The organism is Streptomyces sp. NPDC031474 (assembly GCF_055581185.1).
Genome location: NZ_JBVIJX010000004.1, coordinates 44,774 through 63,343, shown reverse-complemented (window position 1 = coordinate 63,343; position 18,570 = coordinate 44,774). Strand labels below are relative to the sequence as shown.

Below are 18,570 nucleotides of genomic sequence, written 5' to 3'. Positions count from 1 at the left end.
TGCTTCTTGCCAGTTCGCGAGAACTGATCAGCCGGGCTCTGTTGCGAGTGTCACTCCCAGGTCTCCGGCTGTCGGCCCGGCGGAATAAGGTTGAAAGTGGGTAGATGCACACATACCTGTGCCTCGGTGAGGTGGAGAGCTCGACGAGAGCGAGATGAGCGGTCATGCAGGAGACGGGCCCTGTCCGGGACGTCGTCGACGAGGCGCTCACCGCGCGCGTCACCGTCGACGAGCACGGCGCCGTCACCGGGTGGAACGACGGTGCCGAAGCCCTGCTCGGATACCGGGCGGGCGACGTTCTGGGCCGCCCGGCCGGCGTCCTGCTCGCCGAGGCGCCCGCCGCACCGGAGCTGCCGCCGTTCGCTCAGCTGCCGAGGTGGCACGGGGAGCTCGTCCTCAGGCACCGGGACGGGCGGCGCGTACGGGCCCGGGTGCTGGCCCACCACAGGATGCCTCAGTCCCCGGAGTCCGGCGGCGGGGAGTGGCTGGTGCTCTCGCCGCTGACCGGGCGCGAACCGGAGCCGGCCGACGAGGACCTGGTGAGCTGGAGCTTCACCCAGTCCCCGTCCTGTGCGCTGGCGCTGTACGACACCGGGCTGCGGCTGCGGTGCGCCAACGCCGAGATGGAACAGTCCACCGCCCTCACGGAGGGGGACATGCGCGGGCTGCGCGTGCCGGAGATCGTGGACATGGAGGCGGGCGAGCTGGCCGAGCAGGACATGATCCAGGCGCTGGCGACCGGCCGGCCGCAGTACCGCGAGAACTATCTGCGGACCGCCGGTGAGCTCCGGGAGCACGCCTGGTCGGTCGTCGTGGCGCCGTTGAGGGACGCGGGCGGCCGGACCCGAGGGGTCTGTCTCACCGCGCACGACATCACCGAGCAGTTCTGGGCCCGTAAGCGCCTCCAACTGATCGCCGAGGCGGGCAGGCGCATCGGCACCACCCTCGACGTGACACGGACGGCCCAGGAGCTGGCGGACGTCGCGGTCCCCGACCTCGCCGACTTCGTCAGCGTCGACCTGCTGGCCTCCCTCGACTGCGATGCCGGCGGTGCCGACGGCGACGGCGCGGGTGAGGCGGGGTACGCGGACACCGGGGCGGGCGGCTCCCTCGTGCTGCGCCGCGTCGCCCACCAGTCCGTGCTGCCGGGGATTCCCGAGGCGGCTGTCGCCCCGGGCGGGACGGACGAGTACCCGGAGGGGTCCCCGCCGGCCGAGAGCGTGCGCTCGGGGCGGTCCCTGCTGTACCGGATGACCGATCCCGAGGTCGTCGCCTGGGCCGACCGGCATCCGCTGCGGGCCGCCCGGATCCACGACTTCGGCTTCCACTCGGTGATGACCGTGCCGCTGACCGCGCGCGGATCCATCCTGGGCGTCGTCGTCCTCGTCCGGCACCGGCACCCCGAAGTGTTCCAGCGGGACGACCTCGTGCTGGCCGAGGAACTGGCCGCCCGGGCGGCCGTCTGCATCGAGAACGCCCGGCGGTACACGCGGGAGCGGGGCACGGCCGTCACCCTCCAGCGCAGCCTGCTGCCGCAGCGGCTGCCCGAGCAGGTCGCGGTGGAGGTCGCCTCCCGCTACCTGCCCGCCGGCGCCCGGGCCGGGGTGGGCGGGGACTGGTTCGACGTGATCCCGCTGTCCGGGGCGCGGGTGGCGCTGGTCGTGGGCGACGTCGTGGGCCATGGCATCCACGCCGCCGCGACCATGGGACGGCTGCGTACGGCCGTCCGCACCCTCGCCGACATCGATCTGCCGCCCGACGAACTGCTCACCCACCTCGACGACCTGGTCGCCCGCCTGGGCGGCGACGGCTATGGCTCCGAATGGGCGGCCGAGACCACGGGCGGCGGGAACGGCATACCGCTTTCCTCGGGCGGCGTCGGCGCGACCTGCCTGTACGCCGTGTACGACCCCGTCTCGCGCCGCTGCACGCTGGCCCGGGCCGGGCACCCGCTGCCCGTCGTGGTGAGCCCGGACGGCACCGTCGAACTGCTCGACCTGCCGAGCGGGCCCCCGCTCGGCCTGGGCGGACTCCCCTTCGAGGCGGCCGAGATCGACCTGCCGGAGGACAGCCTGCTCGTCCTGTACACCGACGGCCTGATCGCCTCGCGGGACACGGACGTCGACGACGCCGTCTCCCGGCTGTGCCAGGCGCTCACCCGCCCCGCGGCCTCCCTCGACGTGCTGTGCGACACGGTTCTCGGCGCCACGCTCGCGCACCGGCCCACCGACGACGTGGCCCTGCTCGTCGCCCGCACCCGGGCGCTGGACTCCACCCGGGTCGCGGTCTGGGACGTCGACCCCGATCCCGTCGCCGTCGCCGAGGTCCGCAAGAACGCCGTCGGACAGCTGGACACCTGGGGTCTGACCGACGCCGCCTTCGTCACCGAGCTGATCGTCAGCGAGCTGGTCACCAACGCCATCCGGCACGCCGAGCCGCCCGTCCAGCTCCGTCTCATCCACGACAGAAGCCTCATCTGCGAGGTCTCGGACGCCAGCAGCACCACACCCCACATGCGCCGCGCCCGCACCTACGACGAGGGCGGCCGGGGCCTGCTGCTGGTCGCCCAGCTCACCCAGCGCTGGGGAACCCGGCCCACCGCCAGGGGCAAGACGATCTGGGCGGAACAGGACGTGCCCTCCGGAGCACCGTGACGGCTGCGACGGCCGGGAGGGCTGTGCTCACGGCCGGCGCAGGCCCGCGATCAGGAGTCCGACCAGTCGGCGTGCGTCGTACTGGGGGTTCTCCGCGCCGATGCAGAGGTTGCCGACGCCGCGCATGAGCTGGACGGCGGGGACGGCGGGGATGTCGGAGCGGATCTCGCCGGCGGCGGTCGCGGCGTCCAGCAACTCGGCGCACACGGGGACGAGGCGGTCGAGGAAATAGGCGTGCAGGGTCTCGAAGCCGGCCTGGTCGGACTGGAGCACGGCGGCGAGCCCGTGCTTGGTGACGAGGAAGTCGACGAACAGGTCGATCCAGCGTGCCAGCGCGGCGTGCGGGGTCGGGCCCTCCGCCAGCAGGGCCGGACCGGCCTCGGCGCACGCCTGAACCTGGTGCCGGTAGACGGCGATGATGAGGTCCGCCCGGGTGGGGAAGTGCCGGTAGATGGTGGCCGTCCCGACGCCGGCCTCGGCCGCGATGTCGCGCACCGGCGCCTCCACGCCCGACGCGACGAACACCGTGGCGGCCGCGTCGAGCAGGCTCTCCTCGTTGCGCCGGGCGTCCGCCCGCTTGGGCCGGGCCCCCTGCCCCGTTCCCGTGCCGCCGCCGTTCATCCGTGTCACTCCCTCCGCCGCCGAGCGGGACAACCTTAGCCGCCTTGCTAACCGGGACAGTGTTCCGTATCGTCAAACGGGACGACGTTCCGTTTATCGAGTACGCCAGGAGAGACAGCCATGCAGTACCGCACCTTGGGCCGCACCGGAGTGCAGGTCAGCGCCCTCGCGCTCGGCGCGATGAACTTCGGCGCGATCGGGCGCACCGGCCAGGACGAGGCCACCGCGCTCGTCGACGCCGCCCTCGACGCCGGCATCAACCTCATCGACACCGCCGACATGTACAGCGGCGGCGAGTCGGAGGAGCTGGTCGGCAAGGCCATCGCCGGCCGTCGCGACGACATCGTGCTGGCCACGAAGGCCGGCCTGCCGATGAGCGACGAGCGCAACCACCGCGGCAGCTCGCGCCGCTGGCTGGTCACCGAGCTGGACAACAGCCTGCGCCGCCTCGGCGTCGACCACGTCGACCTCTACCAGATCCACCGCTGGGACCCGAGCACCGCCGACGAGGAGACCCTCTCGGCCCTGACCGACCTCCAACGCGCCGGAAAGATCCGCTACTTCGGCTCCTCCACCTTCCCCGCCCACCGCATCGTGCAGGCCCAGTGGGCCGCCCGCGAGCACCGCCTCGGCCGTTACGTCACCGAACAGCCCAGCTACTCGATCCTCCAGCGGGGCATCGAAACCCATGTGTTGCCCGTGACCGAGGAGTACGGGCTCGGCGTGCTGGTGTGGAGCCCGCTCGCCTCGGGCTGGCTGTCCGGCGCGATCCGCGCGGACCGGCCCGTCACCACCAGCCGCTCGGCGTTCATGCCGGACCGCTTCGACACCGCACTCCCTGCCAACCGGGCCCGGCTGGACGCCGTGGAGCAGCTGGCCGAGGTCGCCGACGAGGCCGGCCTGACGATGATCCAGCTCGCCCTCGGCTTCGTCACCGCGCACCCCGCGGTGACCAGCGCGCTCATCGGCCCCCGCACCCTGGAGCACCTGCACGCGCAGCTCGCCGCCGCCGACACGGTGCTCTCCGCCGACGTCCTCGACGCGATCGACGCGATCGTCGCCCCCGGCACCGACCTGGCCGCACACGAGAAGTACGACACCCCGCCCGCCCTGCTCGAGGCGGCCCTGCGCCGCCGCTGACCGGGACGTCGCACGGGTGGGCCGCCGACGAGCTCAGCTCCCGGCAGGGCGTCCCCGCCCCCTCACTGGCGTGCGTCGCGGATGCTGGCCCTGGCCGCCGCGATGAAACCTCGCAAGGCGTCCCAGAAGGCGTGGTAGGTCGTGTCGTAGTCGGGGCTGTACACGGCCGAGGCTTTCGCCATGGCTTCGACGGCGAGGTAGACGTCCTTGGAGGCTGCCTCCAGCCGGGCGGCCGCCAGGGAGACCTCGTCCGGGCCCTCCAGGTTCGCCGTGTGGATGGCCAGGGTCATCTCCGCGTGGAGCCGAAGATGCTGACGGAGGACCTCGCGCAGCGCTGCCGTGCGCGCTGCCGGGTCCGTCAGTTCCACCGCGGGCAGGACGCCCAGGAACGAGTCGCCGACGAGGTGCGACTTGTGGACGACCTGGACGTAGGCGGACCGGCGCGACGCCCGTACGTTCTCCGCCTGCTGTGCGGCGCGAGCCGTCTCGGCCTGGATCTTCGCGGCCCGTGTGCTGCCCCGGTTGCCCACCCAGCTCGCCAGGATCGCGGTGGCCCCGGTGAGTGCGGCGACGAGGAATCCCAAGTCCGGCATGGGGGGATGGTGCCCCCTGCGATCGATGGAACCCCTCGGTCCGGGGAGCACCCTCGGTCCGGGAGCACCGTCGGTCCGGGGAGCCGAGCCCCCTCAGTCCGGCCCGCGCGTCTGCGCCGCGCGGCGGGCCAGGGCGTCGAAGACCACCGCCGTGTACAGCACCCCGCCCGTGATCATGAACTGGACCGGCGGGTCCACGCCCAGCAGTGCCATGCCCGAGCCGATGGACTGGATGATCAGCACCCCCAGCAGCGCGGACCAGGTCGAGCCGCGGCCGCCGAACAGGCTGGTGCCGCCGATGACGGCGGCGGCGATGGAGTTGATCAGCAGCATGCCGGAGCCCGGGACCTGGCTCGCCGAGGTGAGCCGCGACGCGACGAACAGGCCGCCGACCGCCGCCAGCGTCCCGGACACCATGAACACCCAGATCCGTACGCGCGTCACATCGACGCCCGCCCGCCTGGCCGCCTCCTCGCCGCCGCCCAGCGCGAGGACCTGCCGGCCGTAGGGCGTGCGGCGCAGGAAGAGGTCCGAGACGACGAGGACGCCGAGGAAGATCAGCAGCGCCAGGGGCAGGCCCTCGAACCGGTCCAGCACATGGACCGCGGCGAACGCGGTCACCGCCAGGAGGGCCGTCCGCGGCCAGATCTCGCCCACCGGCCGGTACGGCATCCCGGCGGCGCCGCGACGCCTGCGCTCCCGGTAGGAGACGAGGAGGTAGGCGGCCGTGGCGAGCGCCGCCAGGCCGTAGGTGACCGCGGGCGCGCCGAAGTACCGGCTGGTCAGCGTGGCGACCAGGCCGTTCTCGCTGAAGTTGATGGAGGTCTCCGTCCCCAGCAGGATCAGCATCAGGCCGTTCCAGGCCAGCAGGCCGGCCAGCGTGACGACGAACGCGGGCACGCCGATCCTGGCGAAGGAGAACCCGTGCACGGCGCCCGCGGCCGTACCGCAGAGCACCGCGATGATCACGGCGAGCCATTCCGGCATCCCGAGGTTCACGTTCAGCGAGGCGAACACGGCGCCGCCCAGGCCGGCGAGCGAGCCCACCGACAGGTCGATCTCGCCGATCAGCAGCACGAAGACGATGCCGACGGCGATCATGCCCGTCCCGACGATGTCCACGCTGAGGACGGACAGGTTGCGCGGCGAGAGGAAGTTGTCGTTGAGGCCCTGGAAGACGATCCAGGTCACGGCGAGGGCGAGCAGGGCCGGGACCGGGCCGAGCGCCCCTTCGGGCAGCCTGCGGCGCACCGCACCGGCGTACGCCCCGAGCCGTCCGGCGTCCCACCGGCGTCCGCCGGCGCGCGCCCCCGTCCGCCTCCCCCTCATGGCCATGCTTCCTCCGGGCGTGTCGGGCGGTGGGAGGCGGCGTTGTCGGCCGCTCCGGTGATGGAGGCGATGATCTGCTCCTGAGAGGTGGTGTTCACGTCGAACTGACCGTTGTTGCGGCCGAGGCGCAGCACGGCGACGCGGTCGGCGACGGCCTTGATGTCCCCCATGTTGTGGCTGATGAGGAGCACCCCGATGCCCTGGTCGCGCAGTTCCTCGATGAGGTCGAGGAGCTGACCGGTCTGTTCGACGCCGAGGGAGGCGGTGGGCTCGTCGAGCAGGAGCAGGCGGGGCGAGCCGAGGAACAGCCGGGTGATCGCGACGACCTGCCGCTGGCCGCCGGACAGCGTGGCGAGCGGCGCCCGCACGTCGGGTATGCGCACGGACAGGGTGTGCAGCAGCTCGCGGGTGCGGCGCTCCATCTCCACCTCGTCGAGGACGCCGAGCCGGTGGATCTCCCGGCCGAGGAAGAGGTTCGCGACGACGTCGAGGTTGCCGCACATCGCGAGGTCCTGGTAGACGGTCGCGATGCCCAGGACCTGGGCGTCCTGCGGGCGGGTGATCTGGACGGGACTGCCCTGCCACTCGATGACGCCCCGGTCGGCGGGACCGACCCCCGAGATCACCTTGACCAGGGTGGACTTGCCGGCGGCGTTGTCGCCCATCAGGGCGACCACCTCCCCGGCCGCGATCTCCAGCTCGACGTCCACCAGCGCCTGGACGGCGGCGAACCGCTTGGACACGCCGCGCAATGCCAGCAGCGGCTGACCCGGCACGGGGCCACCTCCTCGGGTGGGGCTCATGGGATGAGTCCGGCCTTGGCGCAGGCGGCCCTGAGCTGCGGGGTGCAGATCTGCTCGATCGTGTACATACCGTCCTTCACCACAGTGTCCTTGACGGTGCCGGCCGTCACCGGCACCGACGGAAGCAGGACCGCCGGAATGTCCTTGGTGGTGGCGTTGTCGACGGTGCCGGTGGCGATGGACGCGACCGACTTGCCGCGCCCCAGGGCGACGGCCATCTCGGCGGCGGCGTCGGCGGCGGGCTTGAACGGCTTGTAGACGGTCATATACTGGTCGCCGCGGACGATGCGCCGCACGGCCACGAGGTCGGCGTCCTGGCCGGTGATCGGTGGCAGCGGCCTGACCTCGGTGGCGTTGAGGGCGGAGACGACGGCGCCGGCGAGGCTGTCGTTGGCGGCCAGGACGCCGTCGATGTTGCCCGCGCCCAGTGCGGCGACGGCGCTCTTCATGTTGACGAAGGCGTACTCCGGCCGCCAGCCGACGGTGTCGTACGACTTGCCGATCTTCACCTTGCCCTTGAGGACGGAGAGCGCCCCCCGCTTGAACCAGCCGGCGTTGGGGTCGGTCGTCGCGCCGTTCATCATGACGATCTGCCCGCCGTGCGCCTTCGCGCCCATGCCCTTCAGCAGCGCCTCCCCCTGAAGCCTGCCGATCTTCGCCCCGTCGAAGGTGACGTAACCGGAGATCGGCCCCTGCGCGAGCCGGTCGTAGGCGACCACCGGAATGCCGGCCCGGTGCGCGGCCTCGACCGACGGGCGCAGCAGCTGGGGGTCGACGGCGGCGATGATCAGGACGTCCACGCCCCTGGTGATCATCGATTCGAGCTGCTGCCGCTGGACCGCCGGGTCGGGCGTGGCCGCGAAGGTCGCCGCCGGGCAGTTCGGGCACAGCTCCTTCAGTCGCCGCTCGATCAGGGGCTTGTCGAACTGCCCGAAGCGCGAGGCCCCGCCGCCCGGGAGCAGCAGGCCGACGGTGGGACTGTCGCCGCCGCCCGACCCGCCCCCGCCGCAGGCGCCGGCCAGCGCCACACCGGCGGCGACCGACACCGCCACGGCGGCACGGGTGAGGGACCTGCCCGTCAGAGCCGGAACGCTGCCACGGAGACCCATTCTTCGGTTCCTTAGAAATTTCGCCCGATTTCATAACGTATCGGACGTCTGCTGTCCAGCGTAGCCAAGCCACCGAAGGCGGGCGCAGTACAGGCACGGCCTCGGCCCTCGCCACCTCGTCCCGGGTGGAACCTCGGACATCTGTTCGCCGTCAAGCAGGGGGAACGGGCTGATGATCACGGACGAACACGGGGTGGCACGCGGTGGACAGGCGAATCAAGAGGGCGGCGCTGGCCTGTCTCCTCCTCACGACGACGGTCCTCACGGCGGGCTGCTCGGCCGCGACGCCCAAGGCGTCCTCCGAGGACTCCTCGCCTTCCGCCACCGGGCACTCCGCCGCACCGTCCGCCCGCCCGCGCGGCGACGCGGGCGCGCAGGCCGGCACCGCGGCGGCCTACCGCAAGTGGGGGATCAAGCCGCTGGCGGCGCCGCCCGCCCCGCCCAAAACCAAGCCGGTGGTGCAGGCGGCCGCCGGCAGCGGGGTGCCGGTGATCAGCGACATACCCACCAAGGAGAAGATCGTCTTCCTCACGTTCGACGACGGGGCCGAGAAGGACCCGAAGTTCGTGACGATGATGCGGGAACTGAAGATCCCCTTCACGATGTTCCTGACGGACGCCGCCATCCGCGCGGACTACGGCTACTTCAAGCCGCTTCAGGGCCTCGGCGACCCCATACAGAACCACACGCTGACCCACCCGAACATGCGCACCCTGAGCGCGTCCGCGCAGAAGGCGGAGATCTGCGGCCAGCAGAAGAAACTGAAGGCCGAATACGGCACCGCGCCCCGGCTGTTCCGCCCGCCCTATGGCAACTGGAACGAGGACACCCGTGCCGCCGCGGCGTCCTGCGGCATGGAGAAAATCGTCCTGTGGCGCGAGTCCATGCAGATCACGAACATGCAGTACCAGCGCGGCGACAAGAAGCTCCACCCGGGCGACATCATCCTCGCCCACTTCCGCGGCCCGTCCGAACTCAAGGGCACGACGATGACCGAGATGACGGCGAACATGCTGCGCCACATACAGGAACAGGGCTTCACCGTCGCCCGCCTGGAGGACTACCTCTAGGGCTGCCCCAGCCCACGGCGATCGCCCGTCCGACCGGACGTCGGGCGATACGCCCGATATGCAGGTCTATGCAGGTCTTCATGCCTTCGTGTGCGGGTACCCGGCGTCGTGCGGAACGTCCGCCAGTGAGGAGGAGACGATGAGCACGGTGAAGGAAGCAGTGGACGTCGAGGTCCCCGTCCACACCGCCTACAACCAGTGGACGCAGTTCGAGGAGTTCCCGAGGTTCATGGAGGGCGTCGAGGAGGTGCGGCAGCTCGACGACCGGCACAACCACTGGACGACCAAGATCGGCGGGGTGCGGCGCGAGTTCAACACCGAGATCGTCGACCAGCTGCCGGACGACCGGATCACCTGGCGGGTCGTCGAGGGCGACACCCGGCAACGGGGATCGGTCCGGTTCGAGCGGCTGGACGACACCCACACCCGCGTGGAGCTCACGATGGACGTCGAGCCCACCGGCATGGCCGAGAAGGGCGCGGACGCGCTCGGCGTGATCGACCGCCGGGTCAAGGGAGATCTGCACCGCTTCAAGGACTACGTCGAACAGCGCGGCGGGGAGACCGGCGCCTGGCGAGGACGCATCCGGCCCGGCGACCCCGGCCCCGGCCCCGTCCTCTGACACCGGAGCCCGGAGCCCGGAGCTGACGCCGGAGGGGGTCAGCTCCGGGTGAGGCCGGCGGCCGTCTCCAGCAGCAGGGCGTGGACGAAGGCCTGCGGGAGGTTGCCGCGCAGTCGCCGCTGAGCGATGTCGAACTCCTCGGCGTACAGACCGGACGCCCCGCAGGCGCCGCGGCCGCGTTCGAACCAGCGGTGGGCGTCGACCGCGCGGCCCTGCTGGTGTTCGGCCAGCGCCATGACGAACCCGCACAGCAGGAACGCTCCCTCGGCCTCTTCCAGGGGGCGTTCGTCATGGCGGAAGCGGTAGAGGAAGTGGTCCTCGGCCAGCCGGTCGCGGCAGGCGGCGAGGGTGGCGCGGGTGCGCGGATCGTCGGCGGGCAGGGCGCCGCGGACGGCAGGCAGCAGCAGGGCCGCGTCGACCGACGGATCGTCCGGGGCGCGCTGCCAGTGGCCGTCGGGGTGCACGCAGTCGGCGGACGCGGCGGCGAGCAGCGTGTCGGCGAGCCGGGCGCAGGTGTCGGCGAGGGGGTGGCGGGGCGCCGCGGCGGCCAGGGCGCGCAGCCCGGCGACGCAGGTGAGGCGGCTGTGGGTCCACTGCCGGGCGTCCAGCTCCCAGATCCCGGCGTCCGGCTCGCGCCACCGTTCGGCGATGGCGCGTACCGCCGCTTCCGCGGCCTTCCAGGCGTCGGCGTCCAGGCGGTCCGCCCGCTCGGCGGCGGCGAACAGCAGCAGCGCCTCCCCGAAGCAGTCCAGCTGGAACTGGTCCGAGACATGGTTGCCGACCCGGCTGAAGCCGCCGGGATAGCCGGGCAGGTCCAGCTCCCGCTGCCCCGGCACCGCGTTGCCGTGCACGGTGTAGGCGGGGGCCAGGCGCGTCCCGTCGGCGACGAGCCGCTCGCCGACGAACCGGACCGCCGCGTCGAGCAGGTCGGGGGCGCCGGCGGCGGCCGCCGCCTGGCCGGCGTAGCTCTGGTCGCGGATCCACACGTAGCGGTAGTCGTAGTTGCGGCCGGCTTCCGCGCGTTCGGGAAGGCTGGTGGTGGCCGAGGCGACCATGCCGCCGCCGTGACTGGTCAGCCCCCGCAGCACGGCGTACGCGCGCCGGGCGTCGCCGACGGCGATGGTGTCCTTCAGCGGGGGTACCGCCGCCCGCCAGGCCCGCTCGGTCGCGGCCCATGCCTCCTCGGCCCGGGGGAGGTGACGGGGCAGCGGGGAGGCGGAGCACTCCAGGACGAGGTCGCGGGTCTCGCCGGGCCTGAGCAGCAGGTCGGCGGTCAGGCCCGCCGCGTCGGCGGTGGCTTCCCGGGCGCCCTGCCAGCGCAGCCGGTGGTGGCCCGAGGTGAGGTGCCAGACGCCGTCCTCACCGCGGTGCGGGGAGGATGTCGGGGCGCGACCGTAGTCGCCGTGCGGGTCGAGGACGACGCGGACGCGGGCCGGTGCGTCGACGGCGCTGAGCCGTCGCAGCAGGATCAGCCGGTTGGCCTCGCCGGGGAAGGCGAGCGCGTCGCGGCACTCGACGACGCCGTCGGTGGTGACCCAGCGGCTGCGCCAGATCAGCGTGCCCTCCTCGTAGTAGCCGCCGGGGACGTAGCGGCCGCGCGGGGTGACGGCGTAGCCGCCGCGGCCGCCGATCAGGGAGGCGAAGACGGCGTCGTCGTGCCAGGTCGGGGCGCACAGCCAGTTCACGGCCCCGTCGGGCCCGACGAGAGCGCCGCGCTCGCCGTCGGCGAGCAGCGCGTAATCATGCTGCGCATGCGGCGGGAAGGACATGGACTTCACGTCTGTCACTGCCTCCTGCTGTCAGTTTCAGTCGCCCCGGGTGGCCGGCGGCCCCCCGCCGTCACCCCACCCGATACGGCCGGGCCTGCTCGGTGTTGAGGGTGAGGCCGTGGCCGGGGGTGCCGTCGGTGCCGGGGGTGAGGGCGCCGCCGTCGGGGGTGAGGACGCCGTCGAAGAGGATGCGCTCGATGCGGACGTGGTCGTGGAACCACTCCAGGTGGCGCAGGTTGGGCACCGCGGCGGCGGCGTGCGCGTGGGCGTGCGGGGCGCAGTGCCCGGAGATCTCCAGGCCGCGGGCCTGGGCGAGAGCGGCGGCGCGCAGCCAGACGGTGAGGCCGCCGCAGCGGGTGGCGTCGGCCTGGAGGCAGTCCACGGCTCCGGCGGCGAGCATGTGCTCGAAGTAGGGCAGGGTGTAGCCGTACTCGCCGGCCGTCACGTCCTGGGGGACCTGGGCGCGGATCGCGGCGAGGGTGGTCAGCTGGTCGGAGGAGACGGGCTCCTCGAACCAGGTCACGCCCTCGTCGGCGAGCGCCCGGCCCACCCGCACGGCCTGCTTGGCGCCGTAGCCGCCGTTGGCGTCGACGTACAGCTCGGTGTCGTCGCCGATGACGGCGCGGGCCCGGGCGACGCGCCGCCGGTCGCGGTCCTCGCGGGTTCCCCACGACTCCGCGATCTTGATCTTGACGCGGGGGATGCCGTCCTCCTCGGCCCAGCCGCGCAGTTGCCGTTCCTGCCGGTCGTCGTCGTAGGTGGTGAAGCCGCCGCTGCCGTAGACCGGCACCTCGTCGCGGGCCGCGCCCAGCAGGCGGACGAGGGGGCAGGCCGAGCAGGCGTGCCTTGCAGTCCCACAGCGCGATGTCCACGGCGGCGATGGCCTGTGCGGCCACGCCGGGCAGACCGGCGTTGCGGACCGCGCGGTGCATGGCCTCGTTCATGCGCGGCACGTCGAGCGCGGGGGAGCCGGTGACGACGCTTGCGAGCAGGTCGTCGACGATGCGCGCCGTCGCCGCGGGCGCGTAGGTGTAGCCGAGGCCGGTGACGCCCGCCGAGTCGACGGTCGCCAGGACCAGGGTGGTGCTGTCCCAGGCGAGGGTGCCGTCCGCCTCGGGGGCGTCGGTGGGAACGGTGAAGACGGCGGTGCCCACCCGTTCCACGGCCGGGGTGTCGCTCATGTGCCGTCCTGTGCGCCGGGCCGGTCCGTGCGGTGGCGGTGGCCGGGCAGGAACTCCTGCACCTTGGCCTTGAAGCCCTGGCGGACCATGTCCGCGCGGTCGCTGTCGCCCTTGAGGATGGAGGTCGTCGCGGCCTCGATCTGGTCGAGGGTGGCGTGCGGCGGGATCGGCGGGACGGCCGGGTCGGTCACGAAGTCCAGGACGCAGGGCCGGTCGGCGGCCAGCGCGGCCTCCCAGGCGCCGACCACGTCGTTGGGCTTCTCGACCCGGATGCCGTCGAGTCCGAACAGGCGGGCGACGTCGGCGTAGGCGATGTCGGGGATCGACTGGGAGGGCAGGAACTGCGGGGCGCCCTCCATGGCGCGCATCTCCCAGGTGACCTGGTTGAGGTCCTGGTTGTTCAGCACCGCCACGACGAGCCGCGGGTCCTCCCACTCCCGGTAGTACTTGGCGATGGTGATCAGCTCGGCCATGCCGTTCATCTGCATCGCCCCGTCGCCGACGAGGGCGATCGCGGGACGGTCGCCGTGCGCGAACTTGGCGCCGATCGCGTACGGCACCCCGGGCCCCATGGTGGCGAGCGTGCCGGACAGCGAGCCGCGCATGGCGCCGCGCAGCTTCAGGTGCCGGGCGTACCAGTTGGCGGCGGAGCCGGAGTCGGAGGACAGGATCGCGTTCTCCGGCAGCAGGTCGTTCAGCGCGTGGACGACGTACTCGGGGTTGACCGGGTCGGCGTCGACGGCGGCGCGCCGCTGCATGACCTCCCACCAGCGGGCGGTGTCCTTCTCGATCTTCTTGCGCCAGCTCTTGTCCTTCGCCCCCTCCTTCGCCCCCTCTTTCGACCCGCCCTTCCCCGCGTCGAGGAGCGGCAGCAGGCGGGTCAGTGTCTCGCGGGCGTCGCCGACGAGGTTGACCTCGAAGGGGTAGCGCAGGCCGACCATGTGCGGGTCGATGTCGATCTGCACGGCCCGCGCCTGCCCGAACTCCGGCAGGAACTGGGTGTAGGGGAAGGACGAGCCGATGACGAGGAGGGTGTCGCAGCCGGTCATCAGCTCGTACGACGGCCGGGTGCCCAGCAGGCCGATGGAGCCGGTGACGTACGGCAGGTCGTCGTCCAGGGCGTCCTTGCCGAGCAGTGCCTTGGCCACGCCGGCGCCGAGCCGGTCGGCGACCGCCATGACCTCCTGACGGGCCCCGCGGGCGCCCTGCCCGACGAGGACGGCGACCTTCTCGCCCGCGTTGAGGACCTCGGCGGCGCGCGTGAGGTCCTCGTCGGCCGGGACGGGCGCATAGTGCGGCATGCCGAGGCTGGAGGGGACCATCTTGAAAGCGTGTCCGGGCGGCGAGTAGTCGAGTTCCTGCACGTCGGCGGGGATGATCACGGCCGTGACCGAGCGGCGGGCCATCGCGGTGCGCATCGCCCGGTCCAGCACGTTGGGCAGCTGCTCGGGGACGGTGACCATCTCGCAGAAGTCGGAGGCGACGTCCTTGTACAGGCTCACCAGGTCGACCTCCTGCTGGTAGGAGCCGCCCATGGCGCTGCGGTTGGTCTGCCCGACGATCGCGACGACGGGCACGTGGTCGAGCTTGGCGTCGTACAGGCCGTTGAGGAGGTGGATGGCGCCGGGCCCGGAGGTGGCGGCGCACACGCCGACCTTGCCGGAGAACTTGGCGTAGCCGACCGCTTCGAAGGCCGACATCTCCTCGTGGCGGGACTGGATGAACCGGGGGTTGTCGTCGGCTCGGCCCCAGGCCGCGAGCAGGGCGTTGATGCCGTCGCCGGGGTAGGCGAAGACATGCTCCACTCCCCACTCGCGCAGGCGCTCGAGAATGTGGTCGGAGACCTTCTGCGACATGTTCGAAGACCTTTCCGGGTTGCGGTCGGGACGTTCTGGTCGGTCGGGGCGGTCGAGGCGGTCACCAGGGGCGCGCGGGCGCGCGGGCGTGGCGGGTGCTAGGGGCGGTGCAGGGAGCGCAGGGCGGCTCGGCCGGCCACGGTCGCGGCGGCCGACGTGAGGGCGGCGGCGCCGGCGGTGGTCGCCCAGCGGGCCGCGCGGGAGGGCGGGTCGGGGCGTACGGCCAGGCGTTCGGGATGCTCGCCCGGGAGCGGGCCGTCCAGGCCGAGGGCCAGCGCTTCGGCCAGGTGCAGGGCCCGCCGCCCGGTGCCGCCCTGTTCGATCTGGGTACGGCAGCTGAAGCCGTCGGCGAGCAGCAGGCTGTCGGGGGCGGCGGCGCGGACGGCGGGCAGGACGCCCTGCTCGGCGACGGCCATGGAGACCTCGTGGTGGCCGCGTTCGAAGCCGAAGTTCCCGGCGAGGCCGCAGCAGCCCTCGTCGAGGACGTCGGCGTTCAGGTGGGCGCGGCGCATCAGCTCGCGGTCGGCGTCGAACTTCATGATCGCGTGCTGGTGGCAGTGGGTCTGCACGGTCGCGTGGCGGGCCAGCCGAGGGGGGTGCCAGTCGGCGGGCGCGTGCTGGACGAGGTGTTCGGCGAAGGTGCGGACCTGCCCGGCCAGCCGCTGCACGTCCTGGTCGGCGGGCATCAGCTCGACGGCGTCGGAGCGGAAGACGGCGGTGCAGGACGGTTCGAGGCCGATGACGGGGGTGCCCGCCTCCAGATAGGGCCGCAGGACGTGCAGGGTGCGGCGCAGCACCTTGCGCGCGACGGGCAGTTGGCCGGTGGAGATCCAGGTCAGGCCGCAGCACACCGGCTCGGTGGGCACGGCGACGCGGAAGCCGGCGTCCTCCAGGACGCGTACGGCCGCGACGGCGATCGAGGGGTGGAAGGAGGAGGTGAAGGTGTCGGGCCACAGCACGACCGTGCGGGGGTCGGCCGGGTCGGGCTCCTCGGCGTAGGCGTGCCGCTGCCACCACTGCGGGAACGAGCGACGGGCGAACACGGGCGCCTGCCGGGCCTCGTCCACGCCGGCCAGCCGTTTGCCCGCCCGCGCCAGACCGGGCGCCTGCAAGGCGCTGTTGACCAGCCCCGGGGCGAGACGGGACAGGCGCGCCCAGACGGGGAGCCAGCCCATGGAGTAGTGGGCGGCCGGGCGCATCCGGCCCTCGTAGTGGTGGGAGAGGAACTCCGCCTTGAGGGTGGCCATGTCGACGCCGGTCGGACAGTCCGACTTGCAGCCCTTGCAGGCCAGACACAGATCGAGCGCGTCGTGCACCTCGGTGGAGCGCCAGCCGTCCGTGACGGCCGAGTCGGTGTGCCCGTCGAGCATCTCGAACAGCAGCCGGGCCCGGCCGCGGGTGGAGTGCTCCTCCTCCCTGGTGGCCCGGTAGGAGGGGCACATGACGCCGCCGGAGTGGCCGCGGCAGTTGCCGATGCCGACGCAGCGCATCACCGCCCGGTTGAAGGAGTGGTCGTCCTCGGGGAAGTCGAAGTGCGTCGCGGGGGTCGCCGGCCGCCAGGAGGGTCCGAGGCGCAGCTGCCCGTCGACCGGGTTGGGGTGGACGACCTTGCCCGGGTTCATCCGGTTCCCGGGGTCGAACAGCGCCTTCAGCTCGCCGAACGCGCCCACCAGCCGCTCGCCGAACATCCGGGTGAGCAGCTCGCCCCGGGACTGCCCGTCGCCGTGCTCGCCCGACAGGGAGCCGCCGTAGGAGGCGACGAGGTCGGCGGCCCGCTCCACGAAGCGCCGGAAGTGGGCCACGCCGTCGGCGGTCCGCAGCCCGAACGGGATGCGGGTGTGGACGCAGCCCTGCCCGAAGTGCCCGTACAGCGAGGGGTGGTCGTAGTCGAACTCCGCGAACAGTTTCCTCAGGTCCCGCAGATAGTCGCCGAGCCGTTCGGGCGGTACGGCGGAGTCCTCCCAGCCCTCCCAGGTCTCCCGGTCGTCGGGCGGGCGGGCGGTGACGCCGAGCCCGGCCTCGCGGGCCTTGAGCATCCGCTGCTCACGCTCGGGGTCGTCGGAGAACGCGACGTCGGCGTCCTTCTCGGTCCGGCCGAGGGCGCGCAGCAGGGCGTGCGCCTGTTCGTCGACGGCGCTCTGGCTGTCGCCGCCGAACTGCAGCATCAGCCAGCTGTCGCCGTCGGGCAGCGCGTTCAGGGAGGTCAGATAGGCGCCCTCCGCGCGCATCAGCTGGGCCATCCGCCCGTCCAGGGCCTCCAGCTGTCCGGGGTGGCAGTGCTCCAGCAGCCGGGGGACGTCGTCGGCGGCGGCGCAGATGTCGTCGTAGCCGAGGACCAGCAGCGACTGGTACGCGGGCACCGGCACCAGGTCGAGTTCGGCGTGCAGGACGGTCACCAGGGTGCCCTCGCTGCCGACCAGCGCCCTGGCCACGTCGAAGCCGTTCTCGGGCAGCAGGGAGTCGAGGTTGTAGCCGGAGACCCGGCGGGGGATCTTCGGGTAGCCGCGCCGGATGTCGGGGAGGTACGCGGCGACGAGGCCGTCCAGCCCGGCGTACAGCTCGGCGCGGCGGCCGCCCTCGGCGGCGATCCGCGCCCGCTCGGCCTTCGACGTCGGCCCGACCCACATGCGGGCGCCGTCGTAGGTGAGCACTTCCAGGCGGCGCACGTTGTCGACGGTCTTGCCGTACGCCTGCGCGGACCCGCCGCACGAGTTGTTGCCGATCATGCCGCCCAGGGCGCAGTGGCTGTGCGTCGAGGGCTTCGGCCCGAACTGGAGTCTGTGGTCCGACAGCCGCCCGTTGAGCGCGTCCAGCACGATGCCCGGCTCGACCACGCAGGTCCGGGCGTCGGGATCGACGGCGACCAGTCTGTCGCAGTACTTGCTCCAGTCGATCACCACCGCCGTGTTCGTCGACTGGCCCGCCAGGCTCGTGCCGCCGCCCCGCGACAGGACCGGGGCGTCGAAACGGGCGCACACCTGCACGGCCTGCGCCGCCGCCTCCACCGAACGCGGCACCACGACGCCGATCGGCACCTGCCGGTAGTTGGAGCCGTCGGTGGCGTACGCGCCCCTGCTGCCCGCGTCGAACCTGACCTCGGCGTCCACCTCCGCGGCCAGTGCCGCGGCCAGTCCGTTGCGACTCATCAGAGGAAACCGCCTTCCCACGGACGCTACTGCCGCTCCCGGGTACCCGGCCCGGAGGACTGCAAGAGTGGGTTTTCCGAGAAGGCGATCTCCTTCGCCGTGGTGATCCGGGCGTCCATGTTGCGCTCCATCATGTCCAGGGCGGCGGCTCCCAGCCCGGGATGGATGGAGGCCACGGCGTCCTTGGGGATCGTGACCCCCAGGTGGCGGATGTGCGCGTCCAGGGCGGAGTACAGGACGCACTGCTCGGTGACCTGGCCGCTCAGCACCACGTCCGCGACGCCCAGGCGCCACAGGAGATAGGCCAGGGGCGTCTCGTAGAAGACGGAATGGCGGGCCTTCACCACGAACAGCGACGCGTCGTCGGGCCGGATCGGCTCGATCAGGTCGGCGTGCGGCCGGGACAGCGCGGCGGCCACGAGTTCACCGTGGTGGGAGCGCCACCGCCCGAAGTTGTCGTTCGCGTAGATCACCGGCACGTCCGCCTCGCGGGCCCGGGCGATCAGCTCCGCCAGGACGGGCACGATCCGCCGGACGGACGGCACGAGGAGCTCGGCGTCCTCGTGCTCGTAGGTGTTGATCATGTCGATCACGACGAGAGCGAGCCCCGTCGTGTCCTCGGGCTGCTCCACCACGGCTCACCGCCCATCCGGCGCAGTCGGCGCTGTCAGTGCTGT

The 18,570-nt window shown here is 72.6% G+C and carries 13 protein-coding genes and 1 pseudogene; 4 read left to right on the top strand and 10 right to left on the bottom strand.

Features of this window, described 5'->3' with window-relative positions; translation table 11 throughout:
• The first annotated feature begins 164 nt into the window (after positions 1-164).
• A complete protein-coding gene (locus tag ACZ5SK_RS08495) occupies positions 165-2,654 on the top strand; it encodes a SpoIIE family protein phosphatase (RefSeq protein ID WP_334578510.1) in 2,490 nt (829 codons plus the stop codon).
• 27 nt (positions 2,655-2,681) lie between these two features.
• On the opposite strand, the gene ACZ5SK_RS08490 is transcribed toward ACZ5SK_RS08495, so the two are convergent.
• Complete coding sequence (locus ACZ5SK_RS08490; RefSeq protein ID WP_334578509.1) at positions 2,682-3,275, bottom strand: TetR/AcrR family transcriptional regulator; 594 nt, start codon at positions 3,273-3,275, stop codon at positions 2,682-2,684.
• 120 nt (positions 3,276-3,395) lie between these two features.
• Between ACZ5SK_RS08490 and ACZ5SK_RS08485 the strand changes: the two genes are divergently transcribed.
• Positions 3,396-4,415, top strand: a complete 1,020-nt coding sequence (locus ACZ5SK_RS08485) for an aldo/keto reductase (protein ID WP_334578508.1) — start codon at positions 3,396-3,398, stop codon at positions 4,413-4,415.
• A gap of 62 nt (positions 4,416-4,477) precedes the next feature.
• On the opposite strand, the gene ACZ5SK_RS08480 is transcribed toward ACZ5SK_RS08485, so the two are convergent.
• From ACZ5SK_RS08480 to ACZ5SK_RS08465, 4 genes are all read right to left on the bottom strand, one after another.
• Complete coding sequence (locus tag ACZ5SK_RS08480) at positions 4,478-5,008, bottom strand: hypothetical protein (RefSeq protein WP_334578507.1); 531 nt, start codon at positions 5,006-5,008, stop codon at positions 4,478-4,480.
• Between the two features lie 93 nt (positions 5,009-5,101).
• Positions 5,102-6,337: a sugar ABC transporter permease gene (locus ACZ5SK_RS08475; RefSeq protein ID WP_334578506.1), complete on the bottom strand. Its 1,236-nt coding sequence runs from the start codon at positions 6,335-6,337 to the stop codon at positions 5,102-5,104.
• Positions 6,334-7,113, bottom strand: coding sequence for an ATP-binding cassette domain-containing protein (locus tag ACZ5SK_RS08470; RefSeq protein ID WP_334578505.1), 780 nt, complete (start codon positions 7,111-7,113; stop codon positions 6,334-6,336). Before ACZ5SK_RS08470 ends, ACZ5SK_RS08475 begins: the two co-directional genes overlap by 4 nt.
• Positions 7,114-7,136: 23 nt before the next feature.
• The gene (locus ACZ5SK_RS08465) at positions 7,137-8,249 is read right to left on the bottom strand and encodes a sugar ABC transporter substrate-binding protein (RefSeq protein WP_361707554.1); all 1,113 of its coding nucleotides are present in this window, start codon (positions 8,247-8,249) and stop codon (positions 7,137-7,139) included.
• Positions 8,250-8,452: 203 nt separating this feature from the next.
• Between ACZ5SK_RS08465 and ACZ5SK_RS08460 the strand changes: the two genes are divergently transcribed.
• Both ACZ5SK_RS08460 and ACZ5SK_RS08455 read left to right on the top strand, forming a co-directional pair.
• The gene (locus ACZ5SK_RS08460; RefSeq protein WP_334578503.1) at positions 8,453-9,319 is read left to right on the top strand and encodes a polysaccharide deacetylase family protein; all 867 of its coding nucleotides are present in this window, start codon (positions 8,453-8,455) and stop codon (positions 9,317-9,319) included.
• 139 nt (positions 9,320-9,458) lie between these two features.
• Positions 9,459-9,941: an SRPBCC family protein gene (locus tag ACZ5SK_RS08455; RefSeq protein ID WP_334578502.1), complete on the top strand. Its 483-nt coding sequence runs from the start codon at positions 9,459-9,461 to the stop codon at positions 9,939-9,941.
• A gap of 38 nt (positions 9,942-9,979) precedes the next feature.
• Here the strand turns inward: ACZ5SK_RS08455 and ACZ5SK_RS08450 are convergent, their stop codons facing one another.
• The 5 genes and pseudogenes from ACZ5SK_RS08450 to ACZ5SK_RS08430 form a co-directional block, all read right to left on the bottom strand.
• Positions 9,980-11,710, bottom strand: a complete 1,731-nt coding sequence (locus tag ACZ5SK_RS08450; protein ID WP_334581247.1) for a glycoside hydrolase family 15 protein — start codon at positions 11,708-11,710, stop codon at positions 9,980-9,982.
• A gap of 70 nt (positions 11,711-11,780) precedes the next feature.
• A pseudogene (locus ACZ5SK_RS08445) lies at positions 11,781-12,891 on the bottom strand (enolase C-terminal domain-like protein).
• Positions 12,888-14,747, bottom strand: a complete 1,860-nt coding sequence (locus ACZ5SK_RS08440; RefSeq protein ID WP_334578500.1) for a thiamine pyrophosphate-requiring protein — start codon at positions 14,745-14,747, stop codon at positions 12,888-12,890. Before ACZ5SK_RS08440 ends, ACZ5SK_RS08445 begins: the two are co-directional and overlap by 4 nt.
• A 98-nt stretch (positions 14,748-14,845) precedes the next feature.
• On the bottom strand, positions 14,846-17,893 hold the full coding sequence (locus ACZ5SK_RS08435) for an FAD-binding and (Fe-S)-binding domain-containing protein (RefSeq protein WP_468575599.1): 3,048 nt from the start codon (positions 17,891-17,893) through the stop codon (positions 14,846-14,848).
• Positions 17,894-17,919: 26 nt separating this feature from the next.
• Positions 17,920-18,525, bottom strand: coding sequence for a cysteine hydrolase family protein (locus ACZ5SK_RS08430; protein ID WP_457495192.1), 606 nt, complete (start codon positions 18,523-18,525; stop codon positions 17,920-17,922).
• Between the last annotated feature and the right edge of the window lie 45 nt (positions 18,526-18,570).

Excerpts from the sequence above, each read along its gene's own strand:
- ACZ5SK_RS08485 (WP_334578508.1), top strand. The coding sequence starts at position 3,396 with ATGCAGTACCGCACCTTGGGCCGCACCGGAGTGCAGGTCAGCGCCCTC.
- ACZ5SK_RS08455 (WP_334578502.1), top strand. The coding sequence starts at position 9,459 with ATGAGCACGGTGAAGGAAGCAGTGGACGTCGAGGTCCCCGTCCACACC.
- ACZ5SK_RS08480 (WP_334578507.1), bottom strand. The coding sequence starts at position 5,008 with ATGCCGGACTTGGGATTCCTCGTCGCCGCACTCACCGGGGCCACCGCG.
- ACZ5SK_RS08435 (WP_468575599.1), bottom strand. The coding sequence starts at position 17,893 with ATGAGTCGCAACGGACTGGCCGCGGCACTGGCCGCGGAGGTGGACGCC.
- ACZ5SK_RS08490 (WP_334578509.1), bottom strand. The coding sequence starts at position 3,275 with ATGAACGGCGGCGGCACGGGAACGGGGCAGGGGGCCCGGCCCAAGCGG.
- ACZ5SK_RS08475 (WP_334578506.1), bottom strand. The coding sequence starts at position 6,337 with ATGAGGGGGAGGCGGACGGGGGCGCGCGCCGGCGGACGCCGGTGGGAC.
- ACZ5SK_RS08440 (WP_334578500.1), bottom strand. The coding sequence starts at position 14,747 with ATGTCGCAGAAGGTCTCCGACCACATTCTCGAGCGCCTGCGCGAGTGG.
- ACZ5SK_RS08450 (WP_334581247.1), bottom strand. The coding sequence starts at position 11,710 with ATGTCCTTCCCGCCGCATGCGCAGCATGATTACGCGCTGCTCGCCGAC.
- ACZ5SK_RS08495 (WP_334578510.1), top strand. The coding sequence starts at position 165 with ATGCAGGAGACGGGCCCTGTCCGGGACGTCGTCGACGAGGCGCTCACC.
- ACZ5SK_RS08465 (WP_361707554.1), bottom strand. The coding sequence starts at position 8,249 with ATGGGTCTCCGTGGCAGCGTTCCGGCTCTGACGGGCAGGTCCCTCACC.